Below are 17,267 nucleotides of genomic sequence, written 5' to 3' on the forward strand. Positions count from 1 at the left end.
TTTTCATCTGTTGTAGTACAGTATAATCAAAAAAAGTAAATTTGTGTAGTCCTTTTTTGAAAATATTTTATTTTTTTTGAAAAATGAAACATTTATCCTGCATTTTAATTTTGTGCATGCAGGCTTCAAATTATGTATGTGGAAAACAGTTATATATGGTTAAAATAATATAAATTCGACAATTTTGTGAACAAAAACATTTCCCTGCAGTAATGGTTTCCATTACAATCAAAGTAAAAAGAGATTAGGTAAAAGGGGGGATGCTGTAAATGGATACAGTGTCAGCGGAATTTCATCCATTTTTAATTGTTATTGCCATAGGATTAACGATTATGGCTTCATATACAGGTTTAGACATGTTTACCTTAATAAAAAATTCAAAGAATAGTAAAAGGCTTTTATTGCTTGGCGGCTCTTTAGCAATGGGGGTTGGCATATGGGTAATGAATTTCCTAGGGTTAATAGCGGCTGATATAAACCGCTTTTCAAGTTACCAAATACCCCTGACGATTTTGTCAATCTTTATTGGGATCGCCTTTTCAGGGATGGCTTTCATTCCTCTGTTTAGGAGGGTTATAAGAAGGATTCATTTATTTATTGCGAGTTTGTTCTTAACGACCGGTGTTTTTGCTATCCATATAATAAGTATATATGCAATGAACCTGACGATCGAATACAATGTTCCGCTTTTTATATTCTCCGGACTATTGATATTTGGGTCTTTTTTATTTGCTTTATGGATCCTTTTTTCTTCAAAAACCTATTCAAAAGGAAGTCAAACTTGGTTAAAACCAATTAGTGCTTTGATAATTTCAGGCGCCATTGCAGAAGGGCATTTTCTTTTAAAAAGAGCTTCAACCATTATTTCAAACAATAATAATTTAAATGAATCCATTAATGAAGAGACATTTTTAATATATTTAGTTTTATTTGTCACAGTTTTAATTATTAGCGGGTTAATTGCTTCAAGTACGTTGATTAGTAAGCAGCTTGCCGAATCCGATACGAACTTGAAGGATATCAAAGCGGCTTTAGATGCTTCGACAATTGTGGCTATTACAGATGCTAAAGGGACGATAATATTTGTAAATGATAAATTTGAAGAAATCTCTAAATATAGTAAGGAAGAAATTATCGGAAAGAACCATCGCCTATTGAATTCAGGATATCACTCAAAAGAATTTTTTCAGGAATTATGGTCAACCATTCAAACTGGCAAAATTTGGCGGGGAGAAATTAGAAATAAAGCCAAAGATGGTTCTCTTTATTGGGTGGATACTACCATTGTTCCTTTCTTAGATAAAAAAGGGAATCCAGTTCAATATATTGCTATTCGATCTGATATTTCCAATCGTAAGAATGCAGAAAAGGCATTGTTGGAATCTATTAAAGAAACTAGGGATATCACCTTTGCGCTCGACCAATCTTCCATAATTGCCATTACCGATCAAAATGGAAAAATTACAAGTGTAAATGATAAGTTTTGCGAAATATCGAAATACAGTCGTGAGGAATTACTTGGTGAGGATCACAGGATATTAAATTCAGGCTACCATTCACGGGAATTTTTTAAAGAACTCTGGCGGACGATAGGTCAGGGAGAGGTGTGGAAAGGCGAAATATGCAACCGCGCTAAAGATGGAACACTTTATTGGGTAGATACAACCATTGTTCCTTTTTTAAATGAAAATGGGAAGCCCTATCAATACGTTGCCATTCGTACTGATATTTCCGATCGAAAAAAAGCAGAAGATCACTTAAGAGAATCAATTAAGGATAATACAGACATCCGCTTTGCACTTGATCAATCTACGATTGTGGCATTTACAGACGCCAGAGGAATCATTACAAGTGTAAATGATAAATTCTGTGAAATCTCAAAATACAGCCGTGAAGAGATTATTGGGAAAGATCATAACATCCTAAATTCTGGGCATCATTCCAAGCTGTTCTTCAAAGATCTATGGAAAACAATTGGGGAAGGGAAAGTTTGGAAGGGGGAAATAAGAAATAAAGCAAAGGATGGAACATACTACTGGGTAGATACAACCATTGTTCCTTTCTTGAATGAAAATGGGAAGCCATACCAATATGTAGCGATTCGTAATGATATTACGGAACGAAAGAAAACAGAAGAGATTGTCCATCGTCAAGATAAGTTGGCGGCTGTTGGACAATTAGCAGCAGGAGTAGCGCATGAAATTCGCAATCCGCTTACATCGATGAAAGGATATGCAGAGTTCCTTACATTAGATGAAAAGGACCCCGAACGTTTAGAATTTATTAATATTATTCTCGATGAAATTGAACGGGTCAATACGATTGTGGAGGATTTCATGGTATTGGCAAAACCGAAGATGGTTGAACTAGAAGAAAAGAATGTGGTTCCAGTAATTAAAAATGTAGTATCACTACTTGAATTTGAAGCTAGGAAGAAGCATGTGAAGCTTTCATTAGATTGCCCACATGAAATTATCCAGATTGAATGTGATGAAAACCGTTTAAAGCAGGTGTTTTTAAACTTTATTAAAAATGGTATCGAAGCCATGCCAAATGGCGGCGAATTGCATGTTAGAACCATGATTCGTGATAACAATGTCCAAATCTCGATTCAGGACACAGGCGTCGGAATACCAAAAGAAAAACTAAATCAGCTTGGTGAACCATTCTATACAACCAAGAAAAATGGTAACGGACTAGGATTAATGGTCAGTTTTAAAACTATTGAAAATCATAATGGAAAAGTGTTCGTTGAAAGTGAGCCAAATAAAGGCACTACCTTTAATATCCTTTTACCCGCAAAACCAGCATGATTAAAACGGAAGATTTTATCTTCTCAGATTGTCGAGAAAGGTATCTTTCTCGGCAATTTTTATTTTTCTGGCCTGCCCAAAGGCCTGTTGATTTCCGCTCCAGTTGCTTCGCTTTCCGCGGGCGTGCCGGGGAGCCTCCTCAGCGCTTAAGCGCCTGCGGGGTCTCCCCAGCCCCGTACTCCCGCAGGAGTCTTCGCACCTTCCGCTCCAATCAACAGGGGGAATGAACCTGGAGATTGCCACACACTTTTTCAAACCTGGCTAAGTGCGTGGCAATCTTTTTCATGTTTTGGCATGCTGCGGTAAGTAACACTTGCTCACTCGCATTTTGCAATCCCCGTAACCTACAATAGCGAAGCCCATGCAGTTCTTTTGAATCTGCGAAGCTTCGCTCTACTTTTTCTTTTCTAAATTTATATAGTATTTTACCTGACTTTGAAAGTCTGTTAAGTCGAACCTTTTCCTTATGTTCCTCCCAAACATGTCTGGTAACTACTTTTGTTTTATTTTGAGATTTTGTACACTCAGGCAGGAGTGGGCAGTTAGTACACTTTTTAGGATCTGACTTATATTCCCGATAACCTTCTCTTGTAGTTGTACGATATTGTAACTCCTGACCATTTGGACAAACATACAAATCTCTATCTTTGTCATATGTAAACTTCCATTTAGGAAATAACCCTTTTGTTGATTGATATCTTCTGTGAGCGATAACTCCAAAAATATTGCGTTCATTAAGTCCTTTACAAATCGGATTTGTCAGGTAACCCGAATCAAGTGCCACAGCTTCTACTTTAAATCCAAAACGTTCGACCTGACGGTCTAACCGTGAAAGATAGGGGACAGAATCGTGAACATTTCCTGGTGTAACATACGCATCAGTTATGATGTTGAACTTCATGTCGGTAGTTCGATGATCAAGATAACAGAACATCTCCTGTTTATTCTCTCGTGACATAAACCCGCATTCAGGATCAGTTGTGCTCAGTCGTATTTCCTTTTTCTCGGTCACCTCCTCCTTTTCCTTTAAAGGCTTTTTTCCATGATCTCTCCTGTCTTCCTCAATAGCTTTGTTTAAATCTTCTACATATTCACGTGTTTCAACTTCCACTTCAACTCTAGAGAATTTATGTTTGTTTGCATTCGCTTTAAGGTGTGTGGAATCGGAAAATAAAACTCTTCCTCCAACCATCTTGTGGTTAATTGCTTTGAAGACAATCTCATCAAAAATTTCCTGAAATATATTTGTATCTTTAAAACGGGTTCGCCGATTCCAACTAATGGTGGAATGATGGGGAACTGTATCGTTTAGCTTTAATCCTAAGAACCATCGATAGGCCACATTCGTCTGAATTTCACGCTCTAATTGTCGTTCAGAACGAATGCCATAAAAATATCCGATAAACATCATCTTAAAGAGCTGTATAGGGTCCGAAGGACGCCCGTTATTTTCTGAATAAAAAGGACGGACCTTCTCACCAATAAAAGAAAAATCAATATACTTGTCCACCTTCCTTAATAGGTGATCTTGCGGTACTAAATCATCAATAAAAACAAATTCAGCTTCGTTTTGTATTTCTCTTTTTGGCTTATACATTCTATCCACCGTCCTGTTATTTATATGTATATTATAGCATATTAACGCGGTGAATCATTAAAGTAATTACAAAAAATAATAGCTGTCGAGATTTTCTCGACAGCCTGGGAAGATTTTATCTTCTGTTTTTTTTTTTTTCAAAAAATAGACAATTATTTTTTAAAATAATTAAGCTACTTTTTGGTTGAATAGATTAATATGTTTATATAAGTATAAATGTTTAATTTAGGAGGGGAAAATTTGGGAGAAGCAAATTTCGTCAAAACTATTTGCGGTTATTGCGGCACAGGCTGTGGTTTAGTACTTGAGGTAAAAGATAATCGAATAATGAAAATTCGCGGTGACAAAGAGGCACCTGTTAACAAAGGGCAAACCTGTGTGAAAGGCGCTTTTGCCTATGAATATGTTCATTCAAACAATAGATTAAGTAATCCGCTGATTCGAAAAGCGGGGAAATTAGTTGAATCAACTTGGGATGAGGCCTACCAAATTATTGCAGACAAATTGTCAGGTATTAGAAATACATGGGGATCAAATGCGATTTCGATGTTTGCCTGTGCGAGAACCACAAATGAGTCCAATTACATTACGCAAAAGTTCATGAGAACTGTGATAGGCAGCAACAATATCGACGGATGTAACCGTACTTGACACGCTCCGAGTGTTGCCGGTCTGGCAACTGTATTTGGAAGCGGTTTCCCAACGAATACGTTAGAGGATTTTGATAGAGCAGAAGTATTGCTGCTAATGGGTTCGAATACGACCGAGGCCCATCCAATCATAGCAAACCGAATCAAAAGAGCAATAAAAAATGGTTTAAAGGTAATTGTTATTGATCCGAGAAAAATTGACATGGTGAAATTTGCTCATCGGCATCTCCAAATCAATGTTGGGACAGATATAGCACTGATAAATGCTTTCCTGCGGGTGATTATTAAAGAAAACTTATATAATGAAGAGTTTATTAAGCAATTTACAATCGATTTTGAGTCATTAAGAAAACATGTTGACCAGTACACACCTGAACATGCTGCTTCCATTACGGGCTTGAGTGCTGAGGATATTGTAACAACAGCTAGGGAATATGCTAGTTCGAGTGGTTCGATGATTGCTTATACGCTTGGGATTACGGAGCACCATTGTGGTGTGAATAATGTCTTTGATATAGCGAATCTTGCTTTATTGACAGGCAATATAGGTAAGCAGGGGACAGGAATTATGCCGTTACGAGGACAAAATAACGTCCAAGGCGCAGGGGATATGGGTTGTTTGCCAAACCAATTGGCAGGTGCAATGAGTTTAGTGAATGATGAGTACCGTGAACGCTATGAGAAAGAATGGAATGTCATCCTCAATCCTAATGTAGGTGATACACAAACGAGAACCTTTGACAGACTAGAAAATGGTGAATTAAAGGCGCTTTACATCATAGGAGAAAATCCATTGCTTGCGGATGTTCATATGAACCATACGAAAGAGTTAATGAAAAAGCTGGACTTGTTAATTGTTCAGGATATTTTCCTAACAGAAACTGCAAAAATGGCAGATGTTGTTCTTCCGGCTTGTTCATGGGGAGAGGTTGATGGAACATACACGAATACGGATAGGAGAATTCAAAGGGTCCGCAAAGCGATAGAGCCTGGGCCAAATGTAAAAGAAGATTGGGTTATTCTTTGTGAGCTTTCAACCATAATGGGATATCCAATGAACTATTCAAATAGTGAGGAAATCTGGAATGAAGTGAGAAAACTTGCTTGGGAGATGTATGGTGGTATTTCTTACGAAAGACTTGAGAAGGAATACAGTATCCATTATCCATGTCCAACTGATGCCCATCCCGGAACCTTTGTTATGCATGAGAGATTTCATAATCAGGAGTCGATTGTAAAAAAATCACCTTTTGTTCCGGTTGATTTCACACCGCCATTGGAACTTCCTGATCAAGAGTTTCCATTTACACTAACAACTGGAAGACGTTATGAGTCTTATAATACACATTCGCAGACTCGCTATTATGCTGCGGGAGTGAAGGTGAAGCAAACAGAAGAAACCGTTGATATTCATCCGGACGATGCTCGAGTACTTGGGATAACCGACGGTGATGTGGTAGAAGTACGATCTCGTAGAGGAGAGCTAAAGGTTAAGGCGAAGATTACCGATCAAGTCGTTCCTGGACTTGTATTCATGAGTTTCCACTGGAGTGAAACACCAACGAATGTCCTAACATTAAACGAATATGACCCGATTTCAGGGACGGCAGAATACAAAGCTTGTGCAGTTGCTATTTCACGAATATAAACAGAAGGCGCGGAATGAATTTTCCGTGCTTTTTATATAGAACAAAAAAGGAAAACAAGCCGGGGATTATCCGGCTTGTTTAACCAATTGCTTAACTTCTGTGGTTTTTCTTTGGTAGTAGAAATAGTTTAGTGTAAACGCAATGACATAGAAACCAATGAAGAAATAGAACGCTGTTACGTATGAACCTGTTGTATTAATACTCCATCCAAAAAGCTTAGGAATTAAGAAAGAACCATAAGCTGCAAATGCAGCAGAGAAACCAATAACAGGTGCTGCTTCTTTAGGGATGAAAATGGTTGGAATCATTTGGAATGTTGAACCTGAACCAATACCTGAAGCAAGGAATAGAACAAGGAATGATCCTAAGAAACCAGCAAACTCATTAAGTTTTAAGAAGTAAATAACGCCTAATGCACCAATTGCCATTACAACAAATACATAAGCTGTTACTCTAGCTCCACCGAATTTATCAGCCATCCAGCCGCCGACAGGTCTTGCAGCTGCAGCAACTAAGGCACCAAGAAAGGCAAGTGAGATATTTTCAGGGAACTGTGACTTCAATAAAAGCGGGAAAGCCGCTGAGTAGCCAATAAATGAACCGAATGTTGCAATGTAAAGTACTGTCATAATCCAAGTGTGTTTACGTTTTACAATTACAAATTGATCAGCTACTGATTGTTTAGCACCTGGAACATTATCCATTTTAAAGTAAGCCAGTAATGTCATAATCACGATAGGAATGACCCAGATGAATGCAGCATTTTGTAACCATATTTGTTGACCGTTTGCTAATACTTGACCTTTACCAGCAAATGCGAAAGCACCAGTTGTAACGATTAATGGTGTGACAAATTGTACAACGGAAACACCCATGTTTCCTAAACCGCCGTTAATACCTAAAGCAGTACCTTTTTCTTTTTTCGGAAAGAAAAAGCTAATATTTGCGGAGGATGATGAAAAGTTACCTCCACCAAGTCCACAAAGTGCTGCTAACAATAACATAATTGAAAAAGGAGTATCCGGATTTTGTACCGCGAATCCAATACCAATAGCAGGAATAGCTAACACGCCTGTTGAAATGACTGTCCAGTTTTTACCTCCAATTGAACCGACTGCAAAAGTATAAACAAATCGAAGGGTTGCACCAACAAGACCTGGTATCGCTGCTAGTGTGAATAATTGTTCATCTGTAAAAGCAAAGCCAATATCATTGAGTCTTATTGCCACCACAGACCAAATCTGCCAAACAATAAACGCAAGCATTAATGATGGAACTGAAATCCAAAGATTTCGTTTTGCGTGTTTTTTTCCTTCTGAGTTCCAAAACTTTTCATCCTCAGGATTCCAATAATTAATTCGTGCCATATTTATCTCTCCCCTAAATCCACATTTTTTAATAAGTGGATGTTCTTTGTGTATTCACTATAAAACACATGCCAACATGATTTTTGTGACGAACGTCACAAAAATAGTGAAGGAACTGTGAACTTAGGGTGAAAGTCAAAAAGTTGTAATAATTTACGCTGAATCTCATTTTTTTGCATAAAAATAGACCCTCCGAAGAAGGTCTTATTTCTTTTGGTCATCCACTTCATGAAACATAGCAACATAATTCTTTGTTTCACCACTGTCGTCTTTAATTGCGGTAATGGTTAACCATTCTTGATAGATTTCTAGATTTTTTCGTTTGTTCCAAATGAACCCTTCCCAGTAGCCTGCATTGATCAAACTATCCCACATCTTTTTATAAAAAGCATTATCATGTTCTCCTGATTGAAGGACACTAGGTGTTTTACCTATCACTTCATCCATTGTGTATCCGGTAATTTTGGTGAAAGCGGGATTCACGCTTTGAATAATTCCATTTTTATCCGTAACAGTTATTCCGTCAGTAGCATTATTGACAATTTTTGCGGAAATGTCCTGTTTTTCACGAAAGTAGAGCCAGACGACTAATATTGAACTAGCTAATGAAAACTCTGAAAGCGACATGAAACCGATAGCATAATGTCCAGTCCAATTAAAGAGAATAGTCAAAATGATTGGGGGGAAAAAGCCACCAAGCCCACCCATTGCAGAGACAATACCATTTACGATTCCTGCTTGTTTCGAAAAATATAAAGGTACTAATTTAAAAATTGTTCCATTCCCCAGTCCTGCACAAATAGCTACGAATAAACATCCAAACGAATAAATGGGCAGTGATGGAGTAAAGGCCAATAGAAAACCGGCAAAAGTCAGTCCGGTGAAAACACCCATTAAGATAAAAAATGGATTTAATTTATCTCCTAGCCACCCTCCGACTGGACGAAATACAGTAGCCAAAGCAATAAAGCCAGCAGTACGTAATCCGGCATCGACTTTCTCCAAGTCAAAATGATTGACTAGGAATGAAGGCAAATAGATAGTAAATGCTACGAACGATCCGAACGTGATGAAATAAAATAAACTTAAAAACCATAACTTTTCATTTTTATAAACTTCTTTAATTTGGTCCGTTAATAGATTGCTAACTTTTCTCTCATTCTTATCACCAAAAAGAAAATTCAAAATAGCAAAGACTAAAACAACAACAAGGAATATTTGAATCGTCGTTCTCCACCCAAATGCATTTGCTAGAACAGGTGAAGCAAACGATGTAAGTGCAGTTCCAATGTTACCAGCACCATAAATTCCATTAATAAAGCCATGTTTTTCTTTTGGATAATATTTGGGCAGTGAAGTAACACCGATAGAAAATACTGCTCCGCCAATACCAAGCATCAATCCGCCCAAAATTAACATAAATAACGAGTTAGCAATACTTAGAATCCCAATGGGCAACAATAAGATAATAAAACTAATTGAAAATATTGACCTAGCACCAAATCGATTTGTCCAATAACCAATCGGAACTCTTAACAAGGACCCAAGAATTACTGGTACTGCAGTTGCCAAAGATATTTGAGTTGATGATAGTTTGATATCTGCTTGAATGTAAGGCATGAGTGAGGAAATTAGCACCCAGACCATAAAACCAGCCACCAGGCTAGTGGTTTGAAGATATAATTGTTTTGCACCTTGAGACATTTGGAATCCCCCCTTTATTTCCAATAAGTGTAGTATTTCCATAAAAATCCTATACAACCGAATTTTTTCATATAAATAGACAATTTGGTGAATTTTTCTTAGTGTATTATAGAACAATTTTCGATATTTAACTGTGAGTTATCACACTAAACTATTAATATAGTATTAAATTCTTTTAAAATGGAAAAAAACTCCTCATTCGTGTAATATCATACTCAAATCATTATACAAAGGGAAGGTTAATCCTTATAACATGTATAGTTCGGAGGGGATTTTATGAAATTTCAAGAAAAAGAAACATTTGGAGAACAGTTAGAGCTGATGAATAATCTATCAAAACGATTTTTCTCAAGAGCTCATCAGGTTGATATCGATGGAAGTTTCCCATTTGAAAATATTCAAGATTTAAAAGATACAGGGTATACCTCGTTAACTGTTCCAAAGAAGTATGGCGGGATAGAAATTTCACTATATGACATGCTGCGTTTTCAAGAAAAAATTGCTGAGGGGGACGGAGCGACGGCCTTATCCATTGGCTGGCATATGGGGATTATTAAAAACCTCTCAGAAAAAAACTCTTGGAATGAAAGTATTTTTAAAAAGATCTGTGGCGACGTTTTAAATGGATCTTTAATCAATAGTGCAGCTACAGAGCCGAGAACAGGAAGTCCAACCCGAGGTGGTAGACCTGAAACCACTGCACATAAAGAAGGAAATCAGTGGATTATTAAAGGTAGAAAAACTTTTACTACTATGGCACCTGTTTTAGATTATTTCATTGTTAGTGCCACTTTAACAGATACAAAGCTGGTAGGAAACTTCCTTATTCCCAGATCTGCAAAGGGGATTTTGATTGAAGAAACGTGGGATAGTATTGCCCTGAGGGGAACAGGAAGTCATGATTTAATCTTGCAAAATGTATCTGTTCCAGAAGAATATTTTGTTGAACAGATTGGAATTGATGGGAAGAAAGCAAGTGGCTGGCTCCTGCATATTCCAGCTTGCTATCTTGGGATTGCAAAAGCAGCAAAAAAATATGCGATAGAATTTGCTTTAGAATATTCTCCTAATAGTGTCGAGGGTACCATTATAGATTTACCCAACGTTCGACAAAAAATAGGGGAAATGGAATTGAAGTTGATCGAATCAGAGTATTTCTTACATGCTGTAGCGAAGCAATGGGATGAATCTGAAGAGCAGAGCAGAGCGAGGATGGGTCCTACTTTAGGAGCTGCAAAATTAACGGTTACGAATAATGCCATCACAGTAGTGGATTTGGCAATGAGATTAGTGGGAGCGAGAAGTTTATCTTTAAAAAATCCTCTGCAGCGGTTCTATCGAGATGTCAGAGCGGGACTTCACAACCCCCCGATGGATGACATGACCATCCAACTCTTAGCAAATACTGCTATCCAGAATATAGGAAAGTAGTGAAGAGACCAACCTTTAAGGCTGGTTTCTTTACTATGATACATGTAACATCCTTTATAATATTTGGGTGATTAATTTGCCCGCACCTTGAACATTTTAACTATAAGGGGTGAAGACAATGCCAAGAGGTAAGGAATTAAGTCAGCTTCCTAAGTCTAATACCAAAATAGACGTAGGCACAAATACAAGAGAGGTCCTTAGTAAAGGTTTTGATCAACAAGTTAAACCGCAGCCAAGAGACATAGATAAGGAAAACGAAGACATGATTTAGGCAGAATTGGACTGGCATATAAAAAAATACACCACCTTTAAAGAAAAGGTGGTGGTATTTTTATTCTTCGATAAGTTCTCCGATTTCTACGGTCGAACGTTCTTCAAGCGGGCCTCTGAGGTGAACAGTTGCGGTTCTTCCATCCTCATTTAATTGATCAATCCAGACGGAAGCTCCATTATATTTCACTTCAATATCTGCAGAAGACGATAGAATTTGCTTTACACGATTAACATTCATTTCTTTCACTCCTCTTTTCAGTGTCATTTTATTTTTACCTTTATGTGGAATTTAATTCGTATAAAATGTAACCGCTTTTCTCCGTTATAAATAGTTCTAAAAGGATAGCTTGTATTATATTCTGTAAAAGATAAGACTAAAATCATATTGCATGCCCTAAAATTACGGTTTATGATTACTTAGAAAAAGATCCCTCCTAAATAAATGAAACTTAATGAGCTTCTAACCGTCTTATATAAAAGAAGTTCATATCATGATAAATTTTAAGCTTTCAGATTAAATTGACCAAGCTTATCGTAATAATAATTTAATACCTAACTATTGTGAAAATTGACGAAAGAAAATTGGGTATTAATGGGAAGGGTTTTGTTTTTATTTTTATAGAAATATGTTATAGTTATTGAGGTTCGTTTACCGAAGGGTCATTGGTAAGTGAGAGGAGAAATAGAAATGAAAAAGATTAAACTGCCTAAAATAAAAAATAATGGATCGATTGCTTTCTTTGCAATTGCTGTTGTTTTATTCTGGCTAAAAACCTATGCAGCTTATCAAATTGAATTCACACTTGGAATTGATAATAACCTACAAAAGTTCCTTTTATTCATTAACCCGCTAAGTTCAGCATTGTTCTTTTTTGGTTTAGCATTACTTTTCAAAAAACGTATGAAATTAGTATTGATTGTAATGAACTTTATTCTTTCGTTTTTATTGTACGCGAATATCGCTTATTACAGATTCTTTAGCGACTTTATTACGGTTCCCGTATTGATGTCAACGAAAACCAATGCAGGACAATTGGGAGATAGTGCTCTCTCTCTAATGTCTCCATTTGATTTCTTATACTTCTTGGATTTCTTTATTTTAATTATCCTTGCTGCCACTGTTTTTAAGAAGGCTGTGGTGGAACATAAAAGGTCATTTAAAGTGGTCTTATTATTTGCAGTCACTGTTTTCTTATTTAATCTTGGTTTGGCTGAAAAGGATCGACCACAGCTTTTGAGTCGTTCATTTGATCGGAATTACTTAGTAAAATATTTGGGTGCCTATAACTTTACCATCTATGATGTCATTCAAAACATTAAATCTTCAGGTCAGCGTGCACTTGCAGACAGCAGTGATATTACAGATGTTGAGAATTACCGGAAAGCTAATTTCGCAGCACCTAACCCTGAATATTTTGGTAAGGCCAAGGGAATGAACGTAGTATATATTGCAATGGAATCACTCCAGAGCTTTGCAATCGATTATAAAATGCCCGATGGACAGGAAGTAACACCTTTCCTGAATTCCTTAGTACACGGGAATGAAGCTTTTTATTTTGAAAACTTCTTTCATCAAACTGGTCAAGGAAAGACATCGGACGCGGAATTCTTGATGGAAAATGGATTATACCCAATGGCTCAAGGTGCTGTATTTGTCAACAAAGCACAGAATACCTATCAGGCAATGCCGGCAATTTTAAAAGGCAATGGATACTATTCCGCTTCGTTCCATGGAAATTATAAAACATTCTGGAACCGAAATGTGATGTACAAGGCATTAGGATACGATCAATTTTTTGACGCGGAATATTACAATATGACAGATGAAAATACTAAGAATTACGGTTTAAAGGATAAGCCATTCTTTACTGAATCAATGCCATTACTAAAGAGCTTACCGCAGCCGTTCTATACAAAGTTTTTAACTCTTTCAAACCATTTTCCATTTGAAATGGATCCTGAGGATACTGAGTTTCCTGCAGGCGACACAGGCGACAAAGTAGTCGACCAGTATTTCCAAGCAGCACATTATATGGATGAAGCGATTGAACAGTTCTTTAATGATCTGAAAGCTTCAGGTTTATACGATAATACTGTAATTGTCATGTATGGTGACCATTACGGTATTTCGGAAAATCACAACGAAGCGATGGCAAAAGTACTTGGTGTTGAGGAAATCACTCCAACTTTAAATACTGGCTTACAGCGCGTTCCTTTATTTATTCACGTTCCTGGAGTAAAAGGTGGAGTTCAGCAGCAATATGGAGGTCAGGCTGACGTTCGTTCAACAATCCTACACTTATTAGGAATTGATACAAAAGATTATATGGAACTTGGGTCTGATTTACTATCTCCAGACCACCGAAATTGGGCTTTATTTAGGAATGGTGATTTTGTTTCACCTGAAATTGTTCAGGTCAAGGGTAAATGCTACAGTAACGTAACGGGAGAATTACTCGAAGGTACTGACGCATGTAAGGAAATAGCAGATAAAGCAGCTGCAGAGCTTCAAATATCTGACGAAATTGTTTATAAAGACCTTTTACGCTTTTACCAACCTGAGGGATATACTCCTATAAATCCAAATGACTTCGAATATTTAGCTCCAAAAGCTAAAAAAGAGGTAAAGGACACAGAAGGTATAACGGATACTGATAGTACTGATTCTCTGGAAGGTACCAGTGAAGCAGAGACGGAAACAGAAAGCATAAAAACAAGCGAAACTGCAAATGAATAATAAATGAATATAAAAGTAAAGAGGGGCTTTCATTGAAGATGAAGGCTTCTTTTTTTTATTAGTTTGGGTGAATAAATATGTAGCCTTAGAATTATGTTTATAATATAATGAATAATAAAAAAATAGCATACTGCATGGAGTGGAGGAGATTGATATGAGGGATGTAAGGTTAATTAACATATTTGAACATCATATTGCACAAAAATACTTGAATCGATCTGGAATTGCCCATGCAATTGCTGTTGCATATCATGCCTTTCATTTAGCTAAAGAACATAGACTGGATATTGATACAGCCGCAAAGGCGGGGCTTTTGCATGATATGGGGCATTACACGTGGTATAAGAATGGAAAATGGGATTATGATTTATATAAACAAAATGATATACACCCGATAAAAGGTGCGGAGAGAGCACACAAATTATTAATCCGTCTTGGTGAAAATCCAGTAAGGGCAAAGAGTATTGCTCTAGCCATTCTGTTTCATACCGATTCATTTTTACCATCGAACGATATCGTACGTACACCACTGCAGCAAATTGTAAAATGGGCGGATGAAAAAGACGAAGAAGAGGGTGGAATGCACCATTATCGAAGTATTGATTATGATCGTGCAAAACAAAGTATTATGCGTTTAGATGACTTGATCGATACTGAATTAGAAAATAAGGCTGAACTGGATTGAATAAAAAAAGCTGTGCTACTGTACTGCACCCCAAAAGTTAGAGTGAAATCTAACTTTTGGGGTGTATTTTTATGGCCAAATATAGTGAAGAATTTAAGTTAAAGTTAGTCAAGGAATATCAAGATGGGAAATTAGGATATATTCTTTTAGCTAAAAAGTATGACATGAAAGACAGTACTCCGATTAGGAGATGGGTAAAGGTATACGAGAAATTTGGTGTGGAAGGTTTAAAGAGGAAGAAACATAGAGAAACATATTCTGTTCAATTCAAGCTAGATGTATTAAGCTTTATGAAGAGAACAGGTTCTTCAGAAACTGATACAGCCCTTGTATTTGGCATAACTAACGCTCCTATGATTGCAGCTTGGAAAAGGGCTCTTCTGGAGGGTGGTACTGAAGCCCTGGATAGACCGAAAGGACGGCCATCCATGTCTGATAAAACTAAAAAAAACAAAAAGAATAAACACATTGAAGATAAGGAATTAACGTACGAACAAAAGTTAGAAAGAGAAAACGAACTTCTTCGTTTAGAGGTAGAATATTTAAAAAAGTTGCGAGCTTTTCAGATGGATCCGAAGGGCTATCTCGAAAAGCACAAGCAGCATTATCATTCGAACTTAAAGAAACCTTCAAACTAAAAGATGTTTTACAAATAGTCGGCATTCCTGAATCCACCTACCATTATCATATAAAAATGATGAATAAGGAGAATCCAGACCAGGAGTTGGAGGAACTTATTCAATCCATTTTCGAAGAACATAACGGAAATTATGGTTATCGTCGTATTCAATTAGAATTAGAAAACCGTGGGTATGAAGTGAATCATAAGAAGGTGCAACGCATCATGAACGAGCTTGGGCTCAAGGGAGATAAATTCAAATTAAAATCACGCAAGTACAGTTCATACAAGGGTACAACTGGAACTGTTGCCAAGAACCTTATCAATCGCCGCTTTAAAACGAATGTGTGTCATCAAAAACTAACAACAGATATTACAGAATTTAAGTGTTCAGACGGTATTAAGCTATATTTAAATCCAATTATGGATATGTTCAATAGTGAAATTCTTTCTTTTGGTATAGGTATGCGTCCAACCTTAGATTTAGCTCTCACCCCCCTCGAGGAAGCACTAGAAATAGTAAAAGATTCAAAGTTTAGAACTACTGTACATTCTGATCAAGGATGGCATTATCAACATAATAAATGGGTGAAAACCCTTAAGAAAAACAAGGTGTTCCAGAGTATGTCTCGTAAAGGAAACTGTTTAGATAATTCGCCAATGGAGAACTTTTTCGGATTACTAAAACAAGAAATGTATTACGGGGAAGCACTATGCTCATATGAGGAATTAAAAAAGAGAATTGAAGAATATATCAGTTATTATAATAACAAGCGTATAAAGCAAAAATTGGCAGGTATGAGCCCGGTTCAATACCGGGTCCATACTAGCCAATTAGCTGCTTAATATAAAACTCTAACTTTTGGGGGTCACATCATACTTGCACAGCTTTGAAAGAAAATATGTACTATACCCGACGGAAGCCTTCCTCTTTTAAAAACTCTTCTGCTTCACCGTAGGTATCGAAGCTTTCTTCAAGGTTTAATCCAAAGTAAATATTCCAAGTATCGTTTTCATTGATTACGATTAGATGATGTTTTTCGTCGTCCACCCAGCGTTCTTCCACCTGATTACCTATAATCGCTTCTTCTGCAAGTGATTTTTCTACAGGTAATAAGGATTCAATCGACGCCTTAATCAATTTCTGTAATTCATCCGCAGAAAAGTCACGAATATTCACCATTCCTTTGTCATCTGTTTGATAGGAATGAAGGTTTCCTGCATAAACAAATCCGTTTCCATTTGGATGAAGATGATAGACAACATTTTTTTTGTCAGATGCGCTGTTTGGCAGCTGGAAATTAACACGCTTTAGTGAGACGTCCTTTCGTTCTAGTTCAGGAAAAGATTCAATTATGGCTAATTTTTCGTTAAAAGTAAGCATAGGTGCCTCCAATATTTGTAGTAATGTTACTATCATACAGATAGTTTAACTGAAGTTCCAACAAATTATTTTAAAAAGGCTTCAGCACCTAAATGCTGAAGCCCGATTCTAATTGATCAATATCCGCCGCCAATAAATGCAGATCCGACAATAATTAATAGAATAAACAAAACAACAATTAGTGCAAATCCATTGTTGTTACCACCTTGTTGACCCATTCCATCTCCACCTCCACCGAACGTTATCTAACTTCATTTTATGAAATAAAGAGTTGAAAAGCTTGGACGAAGTACATGGGTGGTAAAATTTTAAATAAAAAAAACCATTGAATAGAAAATAAAGTCATGTTAACATTATG

Annotated in this window: 14 protein-coding genes and 1 pseudogene; 9 read left to right on the forward strand and 6 right to left on the reverse strand. The window is 36.8% G+C overall.

All coding sequences use genetic code 11. The annotated features are described in order from the left end of the window. The first annotated feature begins 269 nt into the window (after positions 1-269). Positions 270-2,813 (forward strand): PAS domain S-box protein, encoded by a 2,544-nt coding sequence (locus tag QFZ31_RS31385; RefSeq protein WP_307310886.1) that lies wholly within the window; start codon positions 270-272, stop codon positions 2,811-2,813. Between the two features lie 211 nt (positions 2,814-3,024). Here the strand turns inward: QFZ31_RS31385 and QFZ31_RS31390 are convergent, their stop codons facing one another. Beyond that, on the reverse strand, positions 3,025-4,410 hold the full coding sequence (locus QFZ31_RS31390; RefSeq protein ID WP_307301853.1) for an IS1182 family transposase: 1,386 nt from the start codon (positions 4,408-4,410) through the stop codon (positions 3,025-3,027). A 216-nt stretch (positions 4,411-4,626) separates the two neighbouring features. Between QFZ31_RS31390 and QFZ31_RS33910 the strand changes: the two are divergent. Both QFZ31_RS33910 and fdhF read left to right on the forward strand, forming a co-directional pair. Further along, positions 4,627-4,812: pseudogene (locus QFZ31_RS33910) on the forward strand (hypothetical protein); the annotation flags it as partial. Further along, positions 4,789-6,708, forward strand: coding sequence for a formate dehydrogenase subunit alpha (gene fdhF, locus QFZ31_RS33915; RefSeq protein WP_373459945.1), 1,920 nt, complete (start codon positions 4,789-4,791; stop codon positions 6,706-6,708). The pseudogene QFZ31_RS33910 and the gene fdhF, both read left to right, overlap by 24 nt. Positions 6,709-6,774: 66 nt before the next feature. On the opposite strand, the gene QFZ31_RS31405 is transcribed toward fdhF, so the two are convergent. Both QFZ31_RS31405 and QFZ31_RS31410 read right to left on the reverse strand, forming a co-directional pair. Then, entirely contained in the window at positions 6,775-8,076 is a 1,302-nt protein-coding gene (locus tag QFZ31_RS31405; RefSeq protein WP_307310888.1) for an MFS transporter, read from the reverse strand. Positions 8,077-8,280: 204 nt separating this feature from the next. Further along, a complete protein-coding gene (locus QFZ31_RS31410) occupies positions 8,281-9,780 on the reverse strand; it encodes a NarK/NasA family nitrate transporter (protein WP_307310890.1) in 1,500 nt (499 codons plus the stop codon). Between the two features lie 276 nt (positions 9,781-10,056). Between QFZ31_RS31410 and QFZ31_RS31415 the strand changes: the two genes are divergently transcribed. After that, positions 10,057-11,211, forward strand: a complete 1,155-nt coding sequence (locus tag QFZ31_RS31415) for an acyl-CoA dehydrogenase family protein (RefSeq protein WP_307310892.1) — start codon at positions 10,057-10,059, stop codon at positions 11,209-11,211. A gap of 118 nt (positions 11,212-11,329) precedes the next feature. Next, on the forward strand, positions 11,330-11,482 hold the full coding sequence (locus QFZ31_RS31420) for a hypothetical protein (protein ID WP_306073733.1): 153 nt from the start codon (positions 11,330-11,332) through the stop codon (positions 11,480-11,482). 60 nt (positions 11,483-11,542) lie between these two features. On the opposite strand, the gene QFZ31_RS31425 is transcribed toward QFZ31_RS31420, so the two are convergent. Continuing rightward, positions 11,543-11,722, reverse strand: a complete 180-nt coding sequence (locus QFZ31_RS31425) for an H-type small acid-soluble spore protein (protein WP_307310895.1) — start codon at positions 11,720-11,722, stop codon at positions 11,543-11,545. 450 nt (positions 11,723-12,172) lie between these two features. On the opposite strand from QFZ31_RS31425, the gene QFZ31_RS31430 reads away from it, so the two are divergent. The 4 genes from QFZ31_RS31430 (at position 12,173) to QFZ31_RS31445 (ending at position 16,371) form a co-directional block, all read left to right on the forward strand. After that, positions 12,173-14,221, forward strand: a complete 2,049-nt coding sequence (locus tag QFZ31_RS31430) for an LTA synthase family protein (protein WP_373459891.1) — start codon at positions 12,173-12,175, stop codon at positions 14,219-14,221. 154 nt (positions 14,222-14,375) lie between these two features. Continuing rightward, a complete protein-coding gene (locus tag QFZ31_RS31435; protein WP_307310897.1) occupies positions 14,376-14,906 on the forward strand; it encodes an HD domain-containing protein in 531 nt (176 codons plus the stop codon). Between the two features lie 71 nt (positions 14,907-14,977). Further along, the gene (locus QFZ31_RS31440; RefSeq protein ID WP_307301778.1) at positions 14,978-15,544 is read left to right on the forward strand and encodes a helix-turn-helix domain-containing protein; all 567 of its coding nucleotides are present in this window, start codon (positions 14,978-14,980) and stop codon (positions 15,542-15,544) included. Then, positions 15,445-16,371, forward strand: coding sequence for an IS3 family transposase (locus tag QFZ31_RS31445; RefSeq protein WP_307311289.1), 927 nt, complete (start codon positions 15,445-15,447; stop codon positions 16,369-16,371). Before QFZ31_RS31440 ends, QFZ31_RS31445 begins: the two co-directional genes overlap by 100 nt. A 61-nt stretch (positions 16,372-16,432) precedes the next feature. Here QFZ31_RS31445 and QFZ31_RS31450 read toward each other — a convergent pair whose 3' ends face one another. Together QFZ31_RS31450 and QFZ31_RS31455 are read right to left on the reverse strand one after the other, a co-directional pair. Then, positions 16,433-16,909, reverse strand: a complete 477-nt coding sequence (locus QFZ31_RS31450) for a hypothetical protein (protein ID WP_307310899.1) — start codon at positions 16,907-16,909, stop codon at positions 16,433-16,435. Between the two features lie 116 nt (positions 16,910-17,025). Further along, positions 17,026-17,127, reverse strand: coding sequence for a YjcZ family sporulation protein (locus QFZ31_RS31455; RefSeq protein ID WP_307310901.1), 102 nt, complete (start codon positions 17,125-17,127; stop codon positions 17,026-17,028). Positions 17,128-17,267: the final 140 nt, after the last annotated feature.

It is taken from the genome of Neobacillus niacini (genome assembly GCF_030817595.1).
GTDB classification, from domain to species: domain Bacteria; phylum Bacillota; class Bacilli; order Bacillales; family Cytobacillaceae; genus Neobacillus; species Neobacillus niacini_G.

What these genes read in the sequence shown, in the direction of transcription:
- QFZ31_RS31390 (WP_307301853.1), bottom strand. Translation starts at nt 4,410, where the DNA reads ATGTATAAGCCAAAAAGAGAAATACAAAACGAAGCTGAATTTGTTTTT.
- QFZ31_RS31450 (WP_307310899.1), bottom strand. Translation starts at nt 16,909, where the DNA reads ATGCTTACTTTTAACGAAAAATTAGCCATAATTGAATCTTTTCCTGAA.
- QFZ31_RS31430 (WP_373459891.1), top strand. Translation starts at nt 12,173, where the DNA reads ATGAAAAAGATTAAACTGCCTAAAATAAAAAATAATGGATCGATTGCT.
- QFZ31_RS31455 (WP_307310901.1), bottom strand. Translation starts at nt 17,127, where the DNA reads ATGGGTCAACAAGGTGGTAACAACAATGGATTTGCACTAATTGTTGTT.
- QFZ31_RS31425 (WP_307310895.1), bottom strand. Translation starts at nt 11,722, where the DNA reads ATGAATGTTAATCGTGTAAAGCAAATTCTATCGTCTTCTGCAGATATT.
- QFZ31_RS31410 (WP_307310890.1), bottom strand. Translation starts at nt 9,780, where the DNA reads ATGTCTCAAGGTGCAAAACAATTATATCTTCAAACCACTAGCCTGGTG.
- QFZ31_RS31435 (WP_307310897.1), top strand. Translation starts at nt 14,376, where the DNA reads ATGAGGGATGTAAGGTTAATTAACATATTTGAACATCATATTGCACAA.
- QFZ31_RS31415 (WP_307310892.1), top strand. Translation starts at nt 10,057, where the DNA reads ATGAAATTTCAAGAAAAAGAAACATTTGGAGAACAGTTAGAGCTGATG.
- QFZ31_RS31440 (WP_307301778.1), top strand. Translation starts at nt 14,978, where the DNA reads ATGGCCAAATATAGTGAAGAATTTAAGTTAAAGTTAGTCAAGGAATAT.
- QFZ31_RS31420 (WP_306073733.1), top strand. Translation starts at nt 11,330, where the DNA reads ATGCCAAGAGGTAAGGAATTAAGTCAGCTTCCTAAGTCTAATACCAAA.
- QFZ31_RS31405 (WP_307310888.1), bottom strand. Translation starts at nt 8,076, where the DNA reads ATGGCACGAATTAATTATTGGAATCCTGAGGATGAAAAGTTTTGGAAC.
- QFZ31_RS31385 (WP_307310886.1), top strand. Translation starts at nt 270, where the DNA reads ATGGATACAGTGTCAGCGGAATTTCATCCATTTTTAATTGTTATTGCC.